At 40.9% G+C, this 16,797-nt stretch carries 18 protein-coding genes and 1 other RNA gene; 15 read left to right on the forward strand and 4 right to left on the reverse strand.

Annotated features, from left to right (window positions below):
• Positions 1-22 precede the first annotated feature (22 nt).
• The 4 genes from J7Q78_RS01760 (at position 23) to nth (ending at position 3,358) form a co-directional block, all read left to right on the forward strand.
• Positions 23-499, forward strand: coding sequence for a cell wall elongation regulator TseB-like domain-containing protein (locus tag J7Q78_RS01760; protein ID WP_208422753.1), 477 nt, complete (start codon positions 23-25; stop codon positions 497-499).
• A gap of 106 nt (positions 500-605) precedes the next feature.
• Entirely contained in the window at positions 606-1,904 is a 1,299-nt protein-coding gene (asnS, locus tag J7Q78_RS01765; RefSeq protein ID WP_154241972.1) for an asparagine--tRNA ligase, read from the forward strand.
• 159 nt (positions 1,905-2,063) lie between these two features.
• Positions 2,064-2,687, forward strand: coding sequence for a DnaD domain protein (locus tag J7Q78_RS01770; RefSeq protein WP_154241973.1), 624 nt, complete (start codon positions 2,064-2,066; stop codon positions 2,685-2,687).
• Between the two features lie 20 nt (positions 2,688-2,707).
• Complete coding sequence (gene nth / locus J7Q78_RS01775; RefSeq protein ID WP_154241974.1) at positions 2,708-3,358, forward strand: endonuclease III; 651 nt, start codon at positions 2,708-2,710, stop codon at positions 3,356-3,358.
• Positions 3,359-3,421: 63 nt separating this feature from the next.
• Here the strand turns inward: nth and J7Q78_RS01780 are convergent, their stop codons facing one another.
• Complete coding sequence (locus J7Q78_RS01780; RefSeq protein WP_208422752.1) at positions 3,422-5,695, reverse strand: PBP1A family penicillin-binding protein; 2,274 nt, start codon at positions 5,693-5,695, stop codon at positions 3,422-3,424.
• Positions 5,696-5,701: 6 nt separating this feature from the next.
• On the reverse strand, positions 5,702-6,334 hold the full coding sequence (gene recU / locus J7Q78_RS01785; RefSeq protein WP_208422751.1) for a Holliday junction resolvase RecU: 633 nt from the start codon (positions 6,332-6,334) through the stop codon (positions 5,702-5,704).
• A 73-nt stretch (positions 6,335-6,407) separates the two neighbouring features.
• Between recU and J7Q78_RS01790 the strand changes: the two genes are divergently transcribed.
• From J7Q78_RS01790 to J7Q78_RS01820, 7 genes are all read left to right on the forward strand, one after another.
• On the forward strand, positions 6,408-6,968 hold the full coding sequence (locus J7Q78_RS01790; protein WP_154241977.1) for a DUF1273 domain-containing protein: 561 nt from the start codon (positions 6,408-6,410) through the stop codon (positions 6,966-6,968).
• 61 nt (positions 6,969-7,029) lie between these two features.
• Positions 7,030-7,401, forward strand: a complete 372-nt coding sequence (gene gpsB, locus J7Q78_RS01795) for a cell division regulator GpsB (RefSeq protein ID WP_208422750.1) — start codon at positions 7,030-7,032, stop codon at positions 7,399-7,401.
• A gap of 60 nt (positions 7,402-7,461) precedes the next feature.
• Positions 7,462-7,822: RNase P RNA component class B (gene rnpB / locus J7Q78_RS01800), an RNA gene on the forward strand.
• A 79-nt stretch (positions 7,823-7,901) separates the two neighbouring features.
• The gene (locus tag J7Q78_RS01805) at positions 7,902-9,044 is read left to right on the forward strand and encodes a THUMP domain-containing class I SAM-dependent RNA methyltransferase (RefSeq protein ID WP_208422749.1); all 1,143 of its coding nucleotides are present in this window, start codon (positions 7,902-7,904) and stop codon (positions 9,042-9,044) included.
• Between the two features lie 102 nt (positions 9,045-9,146).
• On the forward strand, positions 9,147-10,100 hold the full coding sequence (locus J7Q78_RS01810) for a phosphoglycerate dehydrogenase (protein WP_208422748.1): 954 nt from the start codon (positions 9,147-9,149) through the stop codon (positions 10,098-10,100).
• A gap of 332 nt (positions 10,101-10,432) precedes the next feature.
• The gene (locus J7Q78_RS01815; protein WP_208422747.1) at positions 10,433-11,017 is read left to right on the forward strand and encodes a tyrosine-type recombinase/integrase; all 585 of its coding nucleotides are present in this window, start codon (positions 10,433-10,435) and stop codon (positions 11,015-11,017) included.
• Between the two features lie 132 nt (positions 11,018-11,149).
• Complete coding sequence (locus J7Q78_RS01820; RefSeq protein ID WP_208422746.1) at positions 11,150-12,190, forward strand: zinc-binding dehydrogenase; 1,041 nt, start codon at positions 11,150-11,152, stop codon at positions 12,188-12,190.
• Positions 12,191-12,246: 56 nt separating this feature from the next.
• Here J7Q78_RS01820 and J7Q78_RS01825 read toward each other — a convergent pair whose 3' ends face one another.
• Entirely contained in the window at positions 12,247-13,002 is a 756-nt protein-coding gene (locus tag J7Q78_RS01825) for a DUF3307 domain-containing protein (RefSeq protein WP_208427747.1), read from the reverse strand.
• Entirely contained in the window at positions 12,999-13,802 is an 804-nt protein-coding gene (locus J7Q78_RS01830; protein WP_208422290.1) for a hypothetical protein, read from the reverse strand. The genes J7Q78_RS01825 and J7Q78_RS01830 overlap by 4 nt, the downstream gene beginning before the upstream one ends.
• 159 nt (positions 13,803-13,961) lie before the next feature.
• Here J7Q78_RS01830 and J7Q78_RS01835 point away from each other — a divergent pair, with 159 nt between their 5' ends.
• From J7Q78_RS01835 to J7Q78_RS01850, 4 genes are all read left to right on the forward strand, one after another.
• Positions 13,962-14,333: a GntR family transcriptional regulator gene (locus J7Q78_RS01835; RefSeq protein WP_154241985.1), complete on the forward strand. Its 372-nt coding sequence runs from the start codon at positions 13,962-13,964 to the stop codon at positions 14,331-14,333.
• A complete protein-coding gene (locus J7Q78_RS01840) occupies positions 14,326-15,198 on the forward strand; it encodes an ATP-binding cassette domain-containing protein (RefSeq protein ID WP_208422291.1) in 873 nt (290 codons plus the stop codon). The genes J7Q78_RS01835 and J7Q78_RS01840 overlap by 8 nt, the downstream gene beginning before the upstream one ends.
• Positions 15,191-15,937: a hypothetical protein gene (locus J7Q78_RS01845; protein ID WP_208422292.1), complete on the forward strand. Its 747-nt coding sequence runs from the start codon at positions 15,191-15,193 to the stop codon at positions 15,935-15,937. Before J7Q78_RS01840 ends, J7Q78_RS01845 begins: the two co-directional genes overlap by 8 nt.
• Positions 15,938-16,135: 198 nt before the next feature.
• Complete coding sequence (locus tag J7Q78_RS01850; RefSeq protein WP_208422293.1) at positions 16,136-16,789, forward strand: B3/B4 domain-containing protein; 654 nt, start codon at positions 16,136-16,138, stop codon at positions 16,787-16,789.
• Positions 16,790-16,797: the final 8 nt, after the last annotated feature.

Raw genomic sequence — 16,797 nt, forward strand, 5'->3', positions numbered from 1 at the left:
GCGAACAAGGAGAGAATGTAGCGTGCGTAAATATAAGAGATGGCTCTGGATATTCTTATTATTAGTAATCATTGGCAGCATGCTGATGATTTATCACCAAGCTCGAAAACCCGAAGCAACTGCCCAAACTAAGGCCATCAATATTGCAAAAAAATACGCGCAATTAAAAGCGCCTGACGGGTTCTATACGTATCATCGAAACGCAACGTATTATACCGTTAGTGGTAAAGACCGTGATAATCACGGAATCTTCGTGTTAATCAACGAAAAAGGCAATCATGCCATTGTCTATCGGCAAAGTGGCGGTATTTCTAAAAACGATGCGCTAGAAAAGACCTGGTCAACTAAAAATCCGCAAAAAGTGCTCAACATTAATTTCGGTATGTACCGTAACAAGCCCGTTTGGGAAGTTGTCTATAAGAGTCCCAATGGCCGTCTTTGTTATTTAACACTCGATTTTAAAACCGGGAAGACCGTTCAATTGATTGAAAATATTTAGGGTTTTCAATTAGGGGCTGTGGTTGTCAGGGTTTTGTTATATAATAATTATTATCAGTTATTTTGAACTGTTGTAAATTAAATGTTGCACATAAGGAGACAAGTTTATGGTTAAAAAAATCAGTATTATCGATGCAAAAAACCATGTCGATGAAGAAGTTAAAATTGGCGTTTGGTTAACTGACAAACGTTCAAGTGGGAAGATTTCATTCCTTCAATTACGAGACGGCACGGCCTTTTTCCAAGGGGTTGTTGTTAAAAGCCAAGTGAGCGAAGCCGTTTTCCAATTGGCCAAAGATGTCAAACAAGAGTCAAGTATGTGGGTAACAGGGGTCATCCATGAAGATACCCGCTCCCACTTTGGTTATGAGATTGAAATTTCGGACATCGAATTAGTTGGTGACAGCAGCGAATACCCAATCACCCCTAAAGAACATGGGATTGAATTCTTATTAGATCACCGTCACTTGTGGTTACGTTCAAAACGCCCATTTGCGATCATGAAAATCAGAAATGAAATCATTCGTGCTTCTTATGAATTCTTTAACCAAGAAGGCTTCATCAAGATGGATCCCCCCATCTTAACTGGTAGTGCACCAGAAGGGACGACCGAATTATTCCACATCGAATATTTCGACAATGACGCCTATTTAACACAAAGTGGTCAGTTATATGCTGAAGCTGGCGCCATGGCCTTTGGTAAAGTCTTCACCTTCGGCCCTGTTTTCCGTGCTGAAAAATCTAAAACTCGGCGTCATTTAACTGAATTTTGGATGATTGAACCAGAAATGGCCTTCACAACCCAAGATGAAAGTCTTGAAGTACAAGAAAAATATGTTGCTTACCTGGTTCAAAATGTCATTGATCACTGTGCCTATGAATTAAAATTATTGGACCGTGACATTGATCAATTAAAGAAATATACCAAAACACCATACCCCCGCATTTCATATGATAAGGCAATTGAAATGTTACAAGCAGCGGACTTCGATATTAAATGGGGCGATGACTTTGGGGCACCAGATGAAACTTATTTATCTGATCAATTTGAACAACCAGTCTTCATTTTGAACTATCCAAAAGCGATTAAACCTTTCTATATGAAACCACATCCAACGCGTGACGATGTCTACTTATGTGCTGATTTATTGGCACCAGAAGGTTACGGTGAAATTATCGGTGGTAGTGAACGTGAAACTGATTTCGACAAACTAGAAGCCGAAATTAAAGCAAAAGGCTTAGACCTTGAAGAATATCAATGGTACTTAGACTTACGGCGTTATGGATCAGTACCACATTCTGGTTTCGGTTTAGGTCTAGAACGCGCCATCACATGGATCTGTGGTATCGATCACTTACGTGAAACGATCCCATTCCCACGAATGATTAACAGAATCAAACCATAAAACGTGTATTGAAAGGCATGCGTTCTTAAGCATTAATCGCGCAGAAACCTAGTTATCCACTAAAGCGGCGTGAACCAAAATCCGGTTCACGCCGCTTTTTTATTTGGCCCAAATTAGTTACAATAGAACTAATGAATTTTTAGAAAAGAAGGCTAAAATATGAATGAACTCACCGCATTTTTACGAGGCGGCCAACTGAGTATCTCACGACTGTTACTACATCACTATCAAGCGCTCAAGATGTCTTCTGAAGAATTAGTTGTTTATTTACAACTCAGTGATTTTGCTAGTCAAAATAATGACTTTCCTGATTTAGCTGTGATTGGTGAACGAATGGGGGTTGAACCCAGCCAAATTTACGCATTGATTCATCAACTTTTACAAAAAAAACTAATTACCCTTAAGTCATCGGTCAATGAAAAAGGGCAGGCTGAAGATCATTACGATCTCACACCCGCTTTAACTAAATTAAGCGTTCTAGCCGTCCAAGATGCACAAAGCACTCAACAAGCTTTAGATGGTAATCAACGGAGTGTGGTTTTTAATCAAGTTGAACAAGCCTTAGGCCGACCATTATCGCCGTTGGAATCCGAGATTGTCGCTAACTGGTTGGATTTAGACCATTATCATCCAGAACTGATTCAATTAGCCGTTCGCGAAGCCGTCTTAAATCAAGTTTATTCCTTAAAGTATGTTGATAAGATTTTGCTCAACTGGCAGAAACAAAATATCACTGATAAAGAGTCGTTACAAGCTTACCAAAAAGCACACCCAAGACGTTAATCAAATAGGAGATGAACCGGATGTTATCAAAAGTCAAGACACAGTGGGCAATGCACCAACTATATGAATTAATTCCGGACGCAAAAGGCGCACTAGTTGCTGATTCACCATTTCAACTATTGATTGCGGTAATGCTCAGTGCACAAGCCACCGACGTTTCCGTTAATAAGGTCACGCCACAACTGTTCGCTGATTTTCCGACACCTGCTAGTTTTGCGGCGGCAAAGATTACCGCCATTGAAGCTGACATTCGTTCAATCGGGTTATATCATAATAAAGCCAAACACATTAAAACTTGTTGCCAGCAACTAATAGCTGATTTTAATGGCGAAGTACCAAACACGCATGCTGAATTGGAGCAACTAGCTGGAGTTGGCCGCAAAACCGCTAATGTGGTCTTAGGCGACGCATTTAATGTCCCGTCGTTTGCCGTTGATACACACGTCACTCGGATTGCCAAGCGACTCGAAATCAGTGCACAAGATGCTTCGGTAACGCAGATAGAAAAAGATTTTCAAGCTAAACTCCCTAAGAAAACCTGGGTGCAAGCCCACCATACTTTAATTTTATTCGGCCGCCAAGTTTGTACCGCGCGCAAACCACATTGCACTGAATGTCCCTTATTAAGTATCTGTCATGCCGGACAACAAATGATTCAAGACCGTGGCTAAATCATTGGTAAAAAAAGAACCGTTCAGCTCAACGATAAACGTTGGTTAAACGGTTCTTTTTTATTATTTAAGAGGTTGTTGGACTTGCGAAGTCGAGCTCGATTCCGGATTAGATGCAGCAGACGAGGTCGCTGATGATTGTGAACTTTCACTTGAAGCGCTTGAAGATGAGCTTTCAGACACACTGGAAGATTCACTTGATGTTTCAACGACGCTACTTGAGCTAGAAACCTCACTGCTTGAGCGAATCGGTGTTTCGGAGCTAGAGTAAAGCACACTGCCTGAAGAAGACCGACTGCTTGAAGCACTTGGAATTGTTGTTGTTCCTTTAATGTAGAGTTCCCGTACCCCGGCAACGTTTTTAGCAACCACGTTACTTGGCATTGTCCAGTCTGAGTTGGTTGCGTTCTGGGCAAGATAAGCCATCATCGTTTTATAAATATAAGCAGCGATATTGCGCTCACTCATTGTTAAGCCGTTTTTAAGGGGTTCATCATAGCCAGTCCAAACCGTCACAGAATAGTTCTTCGTATAACCAGCAAACCAGCTATCTTTCGCTAAATTTGAATTTAATCCCGATTTAGCAATTTCTTCGCTAGAATAATCAGTTGTCCCAGTCTTACCAGCTTGATGGAGGCCTGGGATTTGTGCTAATGTTCCAGAACCGTTTCTAATGACGTCTTTTAACATGTCGGTAATCATGTAGGCCGTTGAACTCTTCATCGCCTGTGTGCCATCAGAATCATAATTATGGGTAATCCCATCGGCTGTTTCAACTTTATGAATATAAGTTGGTGCGTAATAAGTACCACCATTTGCAAATGCGCCATATGCAGCGGCTTCATCAACGGTTGAAACATTCCCACCAATCCCGTAAGAAAGACCGGTATCAGCGGGAACATTAATTCCTAAGCCTTTCACAAATTCACGGGCCTTAGTCATCCCAACTGCCTCTAACAGTTCAATAGCAGGAACGTTTCGTGAGTTAGCGAGTGCATTGCGTGCAGTAATGGTACCAAGATAACGGCCATCAAAGTTATGCAATTGAATATTGGTTCCAGGATATGTGTAAGGAACATCTTGTAATTTGTGAGCGGTGGAGTAATCAAGATATTCGATGGCTGGACCGTAATCCATCAGTGGTTTCATCGAAGACCCGTTACTGCGACCAGATTGTACCGCCCGGTTGTAACCGAGTTGCACATCGCCAGTTTTACGCCCACCAATCATTGCCACAATCCGGCCGTTATTCGGATCAGTGATTGAAACTGCTGTTTGCAGTTGATCATCAGGGAATGGAATACTAGAATCGTTATTGACCACATCGTATAACTTACGTTGGGCATCCATATTAATGTTGGTATACACTTTCAAACCAGCTGTATAAGGGTCGTAGCCTTTTTTCTTCAAGTCGGCAATCACTTCTTTGACGTAAGCATCGGTTGCTTTAGCATCAGTTGACCCATTCGCCTTTGCTTGTTGATCCACTAAGCCCGTATTGATTGGGGCTTGTTTAGCTTGGTCAGCTTCAGTGGCCGTAATCTTATTGTTCCGCAAGAGCGCATCAAGGACTAAGTCACGTCGTTTCTTGGCTAAATCAGGATGTAAGTAAGGATCATAATTACTTGGTGATTGTGGCATGCCGGCAATCAAAGCAAGTTGGGGTAAACTCAACGCCTTCAATGATTTGCCGTAGTAATACTTAGCCGCCGTGCCCATACCATAGACACCATTGTTCAGGTAGACTTTGTTCATATAATACTCTAGAATTTGGTCTTTTGAATATTGCCGTTCGACTTGCACGGCAAGCCACGCTTCTTGCGCTTTTCGTCTGAAGGTTTGGTCACTATTTTTCGTTGAGAATTTCGACAGTTTAATCAACTGCTGGGTCAAGGTACTCCCACCCTGTAATCCTAGTGGTGATTTACCGGTGATATTAGCAACAGCAGCAGACGCGATTCGAATCGGATCAATTCCGAATTTTTCTTTATAGAAACGGCGATCTTCAATCGAAACCACCGCATCTTTTAACGTTTGTGGGATTTGATTACTATTGGCATAGCTACGATTTTCGCCACCGATGGTTTTAAAAGGTTTGCCTTGATCATCGTATAAAATCGTCGCGTTGGGACTTTGTAAATCACCTTGTGATAGATTTGGTGTGTCTTTGACGTAATAGGCAAACAACCCAATCCCCGCCACAATGGCAACTACAATTAAGAGTAACAACCATTTTAAGATTTTGAAAAATAAGGGGCGTTGTTTCTTGGTAACGGGTTTTGCTTCGGCCTTGTGCCGGGCAACCCGTGAATTATTAGTATTTCGATTATCGGACATTTTTCTTTAAACTCCTTTATTTGGCCGTTTTAACAACTGATCTACGGCATCTAAGTAGGGAATAATGGGGTTAAGTTGATACTTAATCTCAATCCCATTGTCAATTACATCACTAAGTGGAATTGATTTTCGGGCACCAGCGACTTGCGCGTCCCAGCGGTTAATGAGCACTGTTGCAGGATACAAGAACAGACGTTGCAAAGGGACAAACTTCATAATAACAAAGCAAATGCCACCTTGATCCAAGCAAGCTCTGAAATGTTCAATTTGGTGTTGATGAAAGTTTCGAAACGGAAACGCGGTTTTATTTTTCGTTTCCTTGGCTTCAAAATCGACGTAGCGTCCCTGATAGATCCCATTATAGTCAGTCGTTGACGCTTGTTTAAAATAAGCTTCCTTAATAACTGCCTGACTACGGGCGGGGTAGTCGACCTTGACAATCTGAATTGGCGTTGGTTTCTTGTATACGACAGCCGTTGCATGTAATCGATAATACTGATTACTATCATTGAGTTCTTCTTCCAACGTCATGCCACGTTTACCAAATAACGTTGTTGCTTTTGGCTGCTTAACTTGCTTTTTACTTGGTTTTGGCTCATTATTTGTATAAGGCTGTCCGTTAGGATAATGAAAGGCCATTGAAAATCACACTCCTGTTTCACTATTATAGCAATCTTTAGTTTAATTGAAAATCATTTGGGAGGAACCTGACTTGAAACGACTATGGGTGAGCGGCTATCGCAGTTATGAGCTCGGTGTTTTTGGCGAAACTGATGAAAAACTTAAAGTAATTAAATATTCATTAAAAAAGCAATTAATACAATATTTAGATGATGGCCTCGAGTGGGTTATCACTGGCGGCCAAATGGGGATTGAACAGTGGAGTCTGCAAGTTGCTTTCGAATTAAAAGCGGACTATCCAGATCTAAAATTAGCGATGATGCTACCCTTTAACGATTTTGGTCACCAGTGGAACGAAAATAACCAAGCGCAATTAAGTCAACTTAAAGCGCGAGTCGATTTTTGCGAACCGGTAATTAACGCGCCTTATTCTGGGCCACAACAGTTGCGCCAGTACCAACAATTCATGCTGACACATACGGATGGGCAACTGTTATACTATGATCGTGAATCACCCGGTAAACCAGAGTATGACTATCACGCAGCCTTACAATATCAAGAAAACCAAGCTTATCCGATTAACTTGGTTGATTTTTTCGAACTACAGGATATCGCGACGGAGTTAGCGGAATTAAATCAGCAAGAGTTTTAATTCTTTAACAACTTTGCTATAATGGGAATCACAGTACATTTATTCTAAATGAGGTGTCAAAATGGACAATCAAATTGAAATCGAATTGAACCCAACTGATATATTGAAAAAAGAATTTAAAACAAAAATGCGCGGCTATGATCCTGAAGAAGTCGATGGGTACCTTGATTTAGTGATTAAAGACTATCAAACTTATCAAGAAGCAATCGATCGACTAACAGCTGAAAATACCCGTTTGTTCAAGAAGGTTGACGAATTAAACCGCCAACTAAGTGTTTCTGATAATGTGAAGGAAAGCACACCACAACAAGCTTCAGCAGCAACAAACTATGATATTTTGAAACGCTTATCCAACCTCGAACGTCATGTGTTCGGTGCTAAGTTAAGTGAACAAAATCAAGCAACACAGACAAGAGTTCAAAATCATTCATAATTTGACGAGACAAACCTTTAATCTTATGATATACTTATAAACATTGATTCAATATTTGTAAATCTTGAGTAATCGCGGTCTACATCGGTAGGCTGAGGAAGGTCCATGCCCGCACAAGCTGAGATGCTTGTAGTGTTCGTGCCTGGCCCAATAAGCCAGGGTGCCTTAATGGTAACGGCGGAAAAAGCGCTAAAGCTTCGGCCATGCGTGAATATCCTTAAATAGTGCCACAGTGACGAAGCGTCCTTGGAAACTTGGACGGTGGAACGAGGTAAACCCCGCGAGCGAGCAACCCAAACTTTGGTAGGGGCGTCTCATTTATGGAAATGAACTAAAAATGAGAGTTCGTAAGAACAGATAGATGATTACTGAAGGAACTTTCTTCCTGGGGAAGTTCTGGAACAAAACATGGCCTATAGAGGTTTACAATCAGGTGGCTTGGGCTTTTGCCCAAGCTCTTTTTATTTAAAAAATAATTTCCTAAGGGGATCTTTAAAAACATGACTTACCAACTATACGCAACAATGGCAAGTGGGATTGAATCCATTACGGCCAAAGAATTACAACATCTCGGTTATGAAACCCGTTCAGACAATGGCCGGGTGTATTTTGAAGGTGATGGGGCAGATATTGCCAAAGCCAATCTTTGGTTACGCAGTGCTGATCGAGTAAAAATTGTGATTGGCCAATTTGAAGCCAAAACCTTCGACGACCTTTTTGAACAGGTTAAGGCTTTACCGTGGGACGAATTCTTACCATTAGATGCTGCTTTTCCAGTTGCTGGACGTTCGGTCCGCTCAACGTTGCATAGTGAACCAGACGTTCAAGCCATCACTAAAAAAGCAATTGTTGATAAGTTAAGTACTGTCTATCACCGCCGTACACGTTTAGCTGAAACGGGGGCAACCTATCCGCTTGAAGTTAGTATCTTAAAAGATGTCGTGACAATTAGCTTAGATACAACTGGGCCTAGTTTATTTAAACGAGGCTATCGGCTTGAAAAAGGGGACGCACCTTTGAAAGAAAACTTTGCGGCAGCCTTAGTTCTCTTGAGCCGTTGGCAAGCAGATATGCCATTTGTTGATCCAACGACTGGTTCTGGGACCATCGCGATTGAAGCCGCCTTAATCGGTCACAATATCGCACCTGGTATGCATCGCCAATTTGCCTTTGAAGCCTTTGACTGGATTGCTGCATCAGTTTTAGAAACTGCCAAAGCAGAAGCCAAAGCAGCCGTCAAAGTCACCCCACTTGAAATTTTTGGCTACGATATTGATCAAAACATGATTGATATTGCTAAGTTAAATGCTAACGAAGCTGGTGTCTTACATGATATCCAATTCAAACAACTAGCTGTTAAAGATTTCAAGACGGACTTAACCAACGGGGTCATCATCGCCAATCCACCTTACGGGAAACGATTGAGTGATCAAACACAAGCGCGTGCTTTGTATAAAGAAATGGGGAATACTTATCGCCCATTGAAGACTTGGAGTAAGTATATTTTAACGAGTGACTTGCAATTCCAAGAATCCTTCGGCCAACGCGCAACCAAACGGCGGAAATTATACAATGGTCGGATTCAAACGGATTTATTCCAATACTGGGGGCGTCCAGTATGGCCACGGGCTGAAAAAAAATAAAAGTTTTTGTAAAGCATTGCCGTTTTCAGACGGTAATGCTTTTTTATTTACTGAAAATCCCTTATAATAAAGATTACTTAAATAATAAGGTGAGGGATCGACTTGACAGTCATTTTAGCAGCAGAAAAAATTCCCGAACAACACGTCAAAGCACTAACCGCACAAGGTTTAACTATTATCGCTTTAGCCGATTTAAAACCAAGTCAACTGGCTAGTATTGAGATTATGTTCGGTTGGAACAAAGAAGTGGGCCCCCAAATTTTAGCAACGCCCGCTAATCAATTAAAATGGATTCAAACCGCAAGCTCTGGGGTTGATTATTTACCATTATCAACGTTAGCTAAGCAGGGCGTGCTTGTATCAAACGCCCGCGGGATGCATGCAAAACCAATCGCGCAGACCGCATTAAGTTACATATTACACTTTACCCGTGGGATTTATCAGAGCCTCCCTGCACAAACAACCCATCAATGGGATCATCATGCTATTGGCGCGCAAATGATCAATTTAGAACACCGCACTCTCTTAGTTTTCGGTACAGGACAAATTGGTGAAGAGATTGCAAAATATGCGCACGTCATGGATATGCACACAATTGGCGTCAATCGTCATGGAAAACCCGTTGCCAATTTTGATCAGATTCTAACGGACACGGATTATCAGCAAGTCTTACCACAAGCAGATTTCGTGGTTAATGTGATGCCGTTAACACCGGTCACTAACCGGTTCTTTGACACCACCTTTTTCTCGCAACTCCATCGTGGCGCTTACTTCTTCAATTTGGGGCGGGGGGCTTCAGTTGACGAAGCAGCTTTGATGCACTACTTACAAACTAAACATTTAGCAGGCGCGGCAATCGATGTTGCCCAAAATGAACCACTAGCCAGTGATTCACCATTATGGACTACACCGAACTTGATTATCACGCCACACGTTTCCGGATACATTACTGATATCCATGAACGTCTGTTTAAAATTTTTGAACAAAATTTACCTAGCTATTTGGATAAGGGCGAATTGATCGTCAATCCAGTAGACTTATCAGCAGGGTATTAAAAAAACAGAGTTAAGCCGTTGGACTTAACTCTGTTTTTTTGGCTTTTAAAGGTTACTTTTCAAATTCGCATTTTAAGCAACTTTCGTGACCACTTGTCCGCTTTGCAATCTGAAACGCGCTTAAAATGCGCCTGTGATGATTGACGTTGAATAAACGTGATTAGACCGCAATTTAGGTGTAGCTGCTGTTTAATGCATTTGAGCGCATTCTTTTGGTACAAAGAATGCGCTCAAAATCCCTTTAAATCAACGATAATTAAGGGTGCAAAATACGACCGCATGGTTTATAATGATATAGATAAAAAGAATGCGCTCAAAAAGGCGGAAAAAATATGCGAAAATCACGAACTAAAAAAGGTAAAAAACTAAACGTTCAACCCTTACGGACAAAAGACGAGATTGAAGATATGAAAGTCATCTTACGCCATTCACAAATGGGGAGCCGCAACTATTTATTATTTTTACTTGGGATTAATACTGGCTTACGATGTTCTGATATCGTGCAATTAAAAGTCAAAGATGTGATTGAAGATAATCCCGTTATTGTTGAACAAAAAACGGGAAAGTGGCGCCAAATTAGTTTAACCAGTTTACGGCCGTACATCAGTTCCTATATTCAAAATAATGAATTGGTAGGTAATGATTGGTTATTTCCGAGTCGTGTCGGCGATAACCACATCACCGTCAACGGCGTTTATCGCTTGTTAACTGAAGCAGGGAAGAAGCTCGGCCGCAATGATATCGGCACCCATACGATGCGTAAAACTTACGGCTACTGGTTCTATAAACAATTCGGTGATGTTCGATCATTAATGATTGATTTTGGTCATTCGACGCAAGAAACAACGCTGCATTATATCGGCATTACTCAAGATGAAGTGTTGAGTAAGAAACAACAATTGGCGATTGGCCTTTAAAAAAGCGCGTCTTAAAGTATGATTTAAGATAGATAGTAATAATCGCCATCCTATAAATGATGATTACTTTAAGAAATATGCTTATATTAATAGGAAGAAACACGTCAAAAAAACTTTTAGGAGATGTTTTTTATGAAAGCAGCAACTTTTATTGAACCTGGAAAAATGATAATTACAGAGGTGCCGAAGCCACTAATCGAAAAAGACACAGATGCCGTTATCCGGATCATTCGCGCTTGCGTTTGTGGTTCAGATTTATGGTGGTATCGCGGTCTTTCACAACGTAAAGCGGGTTCCTTAGTCGGTCACGAAGCAATCGGCGTTGTTGAGACAGTTGGTGCCGCTGTGACTGATATTAAAGCCGGCGATTTTGTGATTGTACCATTTACCCATGGTTGCGGACACTGTGCAGCTTGTCTCGCTGGATTCGATGGGGATTGTATCAACCAAGAACATGGTGGAAATGGCGGTTATCAAGGAGAATTCTTACGTTATACCAACGCTAACTGGGGACTCGTTAAAGTCCCCGGTCAACCAAGTGATTACTCTGATGAAATGCTCAATAATTTATTGACGCTTTCAGATGTTATGGCAACCGGCTACCACGCTGCCGTTAGTGCTGAAGTTAAACCTGGTGACACAGTGGTTGTCATGGGCGATGGTGCTGTTGGTTTATGTGGGGTGATTGGGGCTAAATTACTTGGCGCTAACCGGATTATTGCAATGAGTCGTCATGCAGATCGTCAAAAAATGGCACTTGAATTCGGTGCAACGGATATTGTTGCTGAACGTGGTGATGAAGCCGTCGCGAAAGTGATGACGCTCACTAATAATGCAGGGGCCAATGCCGTCTTAGAATGTGTCGGGACTGAACAATCTGTTGAAACAGCTGTGGCCGTCGCTGGCGCTGGCGCCATTATTGGGCGTGTTGGAATTCCACAAAAAGCTGAAATGAATACAAACGCCTTATTCCGTAAAAATATTGGTCTCCGTGGGGGCGTTGCGGCAGTTACTACCCATGATAAAGCGCGATTACTTGATGCTGTTTTAAAGGGTGAAATTAATCCTGGTCAGGTTTTCACACAACGCTTTACATTAGATCAAATTCAAGCAGCATACGCTGCAATGGATAAACGACAAGCCATTAAGTCGTTATTAGTGATTAGTAATTAATATTTTTAAGGAAATTAAAAAGCCGTTCGGAGAAATTATCCGAACGGCTTTTTTTGTCAAATTAATTTAAGTAAGCAACCACCTAAGCAACCAAAGATAAGACTTAATAAACTACCGATTAAATAGTATTCTGCGAAATGCTGTTGATTAGCTTCAATGGCGCGAAAGCGTGTCAGGGCTTTAATTGCGACTACAACCGCAATACTCGCGACATTATTCGTATAAAATAATAATAAAATCGCCAAACGCTCAAGCCGACCAATGTGTCGCCCCAATTGTGCCCGGTCTGGCAAACGTTCCGCGTTTAGATCTAAACTTTTTAAAAATAAACTAATAAAATAATCAGCAAAATATAACGTACTAAGCGTAACGCTTGCGGCTAATAACCACCGACTCATAGTCGTTGATTGCCAATTAGTCATCAATAAGCGACTAACCATCTCAATGACCAGCAGGTGCAAAAGCTGATCGAAGATGTAACTAATTAGGGGAACTTGATTGGTTTTTAACCGTAAGGCCCGTTTTAAAATAGGCTGACAATTCTGCTTAGTGACGTCGATTAGCCAGTGGGTTATCACAGTAATTATTAAGCTAATCACGAATATTTCAATCGATGGCCACCTTGGAACACGCAGCAGTTTTCCGACTAACCAGATGCCGATAGCCACTGGAACTTGAGTCAATGCATGGCCCAATAACGGGTACCATTTAACGGCCAGTTTCGTCGAGCGCTTGCACCGGGCCATCTGATCGGATTGGATTAAAAAATCTGTGCAAAGATGGGCTAACAGCAAAATCGCTAATAACGTCATGCGGTCACCGCCACTAGGTTCCTTAGTTGCGCACGAATGGTTGTTAGCGTCTGTTCAATCAGTGGATAATCCATCTGATTAAGAAGGCGGCTAATTTTACTGGAGGCCACAGCGCGCGCTTTTTGTTGCGTATAATCCACTTGATACGTTGTCACCCCATATGCTTCCCATAAAATTTGAGCCAACTCATAGCGTTTTAAAGTCGGCTGCGCATAAAGTAGTGCAAACGCCTCTTTCCGCAGTTTGGTATTTAATAACCGTTCATAAATTAAATATAGCAAAGCACTGATGCCGTTAGCGACTTCTGCGGACTGATCAGTGACTAATTGCCATTTAAAAAGTGAGGTTGGAAATGGATAGCCAAGGGGTAAAGTTGCCCCTTGCATTAACTGTTTTGCCTGGTTAACAGCCGTCAAGGCATTAACAATTACCGAACCATTTACGCGATTGACGTCTTGATAATCTGTTTTTTTAACAGTTGCTAGCGTTCCTAATCCAACACCAAAATAAAATTCGGGTAAGTCTGCTGACCCAAAAAGTGGCTGCCAAAATTGTCTAAAGGCCACACTTCGTAAATAGGCGTTACAAAAGATAAATAAATCTGCCAACTGGGCTTGATCCGCCGCTTGAAAACCACCTAATAAACCATCACCATCTTTTACCATAAAAGGTGTGAGTAAGTCTGGAAAACGGGTATTTAGTTTTTTCTGTAAGTGCTGTAATAAGGTTAAAACCTGGGCTTGATCAGTAAAATTCGTCCGACTACCAACTAAATCGATAAAGCAATAAGCAGCCCGCATAATGAACCCCCTCTAAAAAACATTTGATTATAAGTACATAATAGCTAAATATAGCTTTAAAATCAAATGTTTATGAATGAGACTTGCCTTTCTCATCAACAGTGTTATAGTTAACTACATAAGTAACTAACCAATCGACTAACGAAATTAGGTGATCCTTTGTTTTTTGAATTTAATAACGACATTCCAATTTATCGACAAATTGCTGATCAAATTGAAGAAGGCATTTTTACCGGCGTTTTCCCACCGGAAAGTCAAGTGCCTTCAACAACTGAGATTTCACGGCAATTTAATATCAATCCAGCAACTGTTTTGAAAGGGATGAACCAACTGGTCGAAAAGGGTTTAATTGAAAAGAAAAGAGGGCGCGGGATGTTTGTCACCACAACAGCACCACAACAAATTAATCAACAACGGCAAGCGGAATTTTTCGACCATTATGTCGCAGCGTTCATCACAAAAGCACAACAATTGCATTTGTCGAAGGACGACTTAATTGCACTGATTGAAAGGGGCTATCAAAATGACTGATTTAACGACTAACCACCTGATTAAACAATTCGGGAATCGCGTTGTACTAGACGATATCAATTTAACCTTAAAGCCAAATACGATTTATGGCTTGCTAGGTCGAAATGGGGCTGGTAAGAGTACCCTATTAAGCATTCTAGCGAACCAAATCACTGCTACTAGCGGCACAATCAGTTGGCATAAAACGCCGTTAACCGGTCGAGATCATCCTTTACAAGCTATCTATCTCATGTCGGAACAAAACCTGTTTAATAAAGAAAACCGGCTTAAAAAGATTATGAAAGATACCGCCTTATTACAAGGGACCTTCAATCAAAGCCTTGCCAATCAAATGTTAGCGGACTTTGAGCTCAATCCTAAACAAAAACTCAATCAATTGTCAACTGGGTATCGGACGATTTTCAAAACAATTATTGCCTTGTGTGTGCCAGCCGATTACGTTTTTCTAGATGAACCGATTCTCGGATTAGATGCTAATCACCGTGTTTTATTGTACCGCTATCTTTTAAAAGCTTATGAAAATCGGCCCCGGACATTTGTTTTATCAACTCATATTATCGAAGAGATTGCTAACTTAATTGAACATGTTTTGATTCTCGATCAATCTCGAATCATCATCGACGACGATTTAGAAACAGTCCTTGCTCAGAGCTATCAAATTAGTGGTCCTAAAGAAGCTGTCTTGGCATATTGCCAGGACTTACCAATCTTAGCCAGTGAACAAATCGGAACCCTCTACACTAACTATCTCTATACTGAGTTACCCCCAGACCGGGTGATTCCTGATCGGGTAACCATTAAACATATTGATTTACAAACCATCTTCATTAAATTAACCGAAAAGGGGCATGAACAGCATGTTTAAAGCAATGTTACGCTATCGATTAACAGCCATCTGGAAAACATTGCTAATTGCATTAGCGATTGGCGCTGTTGTAACAACTGGCAGTGAACTAACTTTAAGTACGCAAACCTTTAGTATGGAACTGCTAGGCGCTAGTTTAGTCACGACCGGTTTAATTGTCACACAACTATGTCTTATCATCCTGTCATTTACAATGACTCGGCCCTATTTTGAATTTGGTATTTTAAATGGTGTTTCCCGAAAGATTAATTATGCAACGCATCTGGTTAGTTTATTTGGGAGTCAGCTTGTTACCTTTATAATTTTTTATCCCACAACAGCTGCTGTTTTCCAATCATATCTCAAAGAGAATGTGAACCTATTTGATCCTTATCTCATATTCATCATGCTTATTGGGACCTGGATTTTGATTGCCAGTGGAATTGAAATTAGCAGTTTTATTACTTTATTCGAACGTAAAATCTGGTGGATTGTGATTACCATATGGGTAGTCCTAGATATTCTTTTTGAACATTATATTCACCCAATTATTAATTCAATCTTACCAACTTGGACTAAGCTCACAGCACTAAACTTTAATAACACGAGCCTTATGACAGCTGCTAAAGTAGTTGTCATGAGTCCGTATTTCTGGCTAACATTCTTCACCAGTTTAATTTTCCCATTATTAGTCGCTTGGATCTGTCAATATTACATGCAAACTAAAAAAATCGCGCTCAAGTGGCGTCGCTCAGCCTAATCAAATCCAGTCGGCCAATGATGATGAACATTGACCGACTTTTTGGTTTCCAGATTGTTTTTTAGCATTATTTAGATTATAATAAATATTCATCAGTATCGAGGAGGCTATCAATATGTTATATTTACCACTTTTTGAATGTGATGTACCAACAACCCGCTAATTCCGTGCATTTAACACAAATTGGAGGATTGACACATGATCATCACAAAACAAGGCAACTTAGAGCAAGCACAATTGGTAACTGCATCATTTAGATTCGCTAATTCTAAAAAAGATACTGCATTTTGGAATACGACTTTAACACCATTACTCAATAAAATTGAAAGTGACTTAACACTCGAACAAATTCGTAAATTACCTAACATCATTGCAACAAAAAAAGCGTATAAAGCGATTGGCCTCGATGCAACACGCCATCGACCATCTTCAGATAGCTTACTACGCCGCGTTGTTAAAGGGCAGGGGCTCTATCAAATTAATGCGCTAGTTGATATAAATAACTATCTATCCTTGAAGTTACAATTGCCGGTTGGCAGTTATGATTTAGCTAAAATCAATGGCCCAATCAGCTATCAAATTGCTGAAGAAGGTGCTCAATACGCTGGGATTGGTAAAGGTGCGATTAACATCAGCCACTTTCCAACGTTGGTCGATCAACAGGGCGCTTTTGGTAGTCCGATTTCGGATTCTACTCGCGCGATGATTGCCCCTGAAACGACAGAAGCCATGCTTGTTGTCTATGTTTTTGGCCAATCAACAGCGCAATTAGCAGCGATTGAACAAACCGTTAAAACTGTACTTCAAGCAGCCTTTAACCCACAAAATATGACAACTGAGATTATCGCATAATAATATGT

Origin of the sequence: Latilactobacillus fragifolii, from assembly GCF_905332535.1 — a bacterium.
Classification (GTDB): domain Bacteria; phylum Bacillota; class Bacilli; order Lactobacillales; family Lactobacillaceae; genus Latilactobacillus; species Latilactobacillus fragifolii.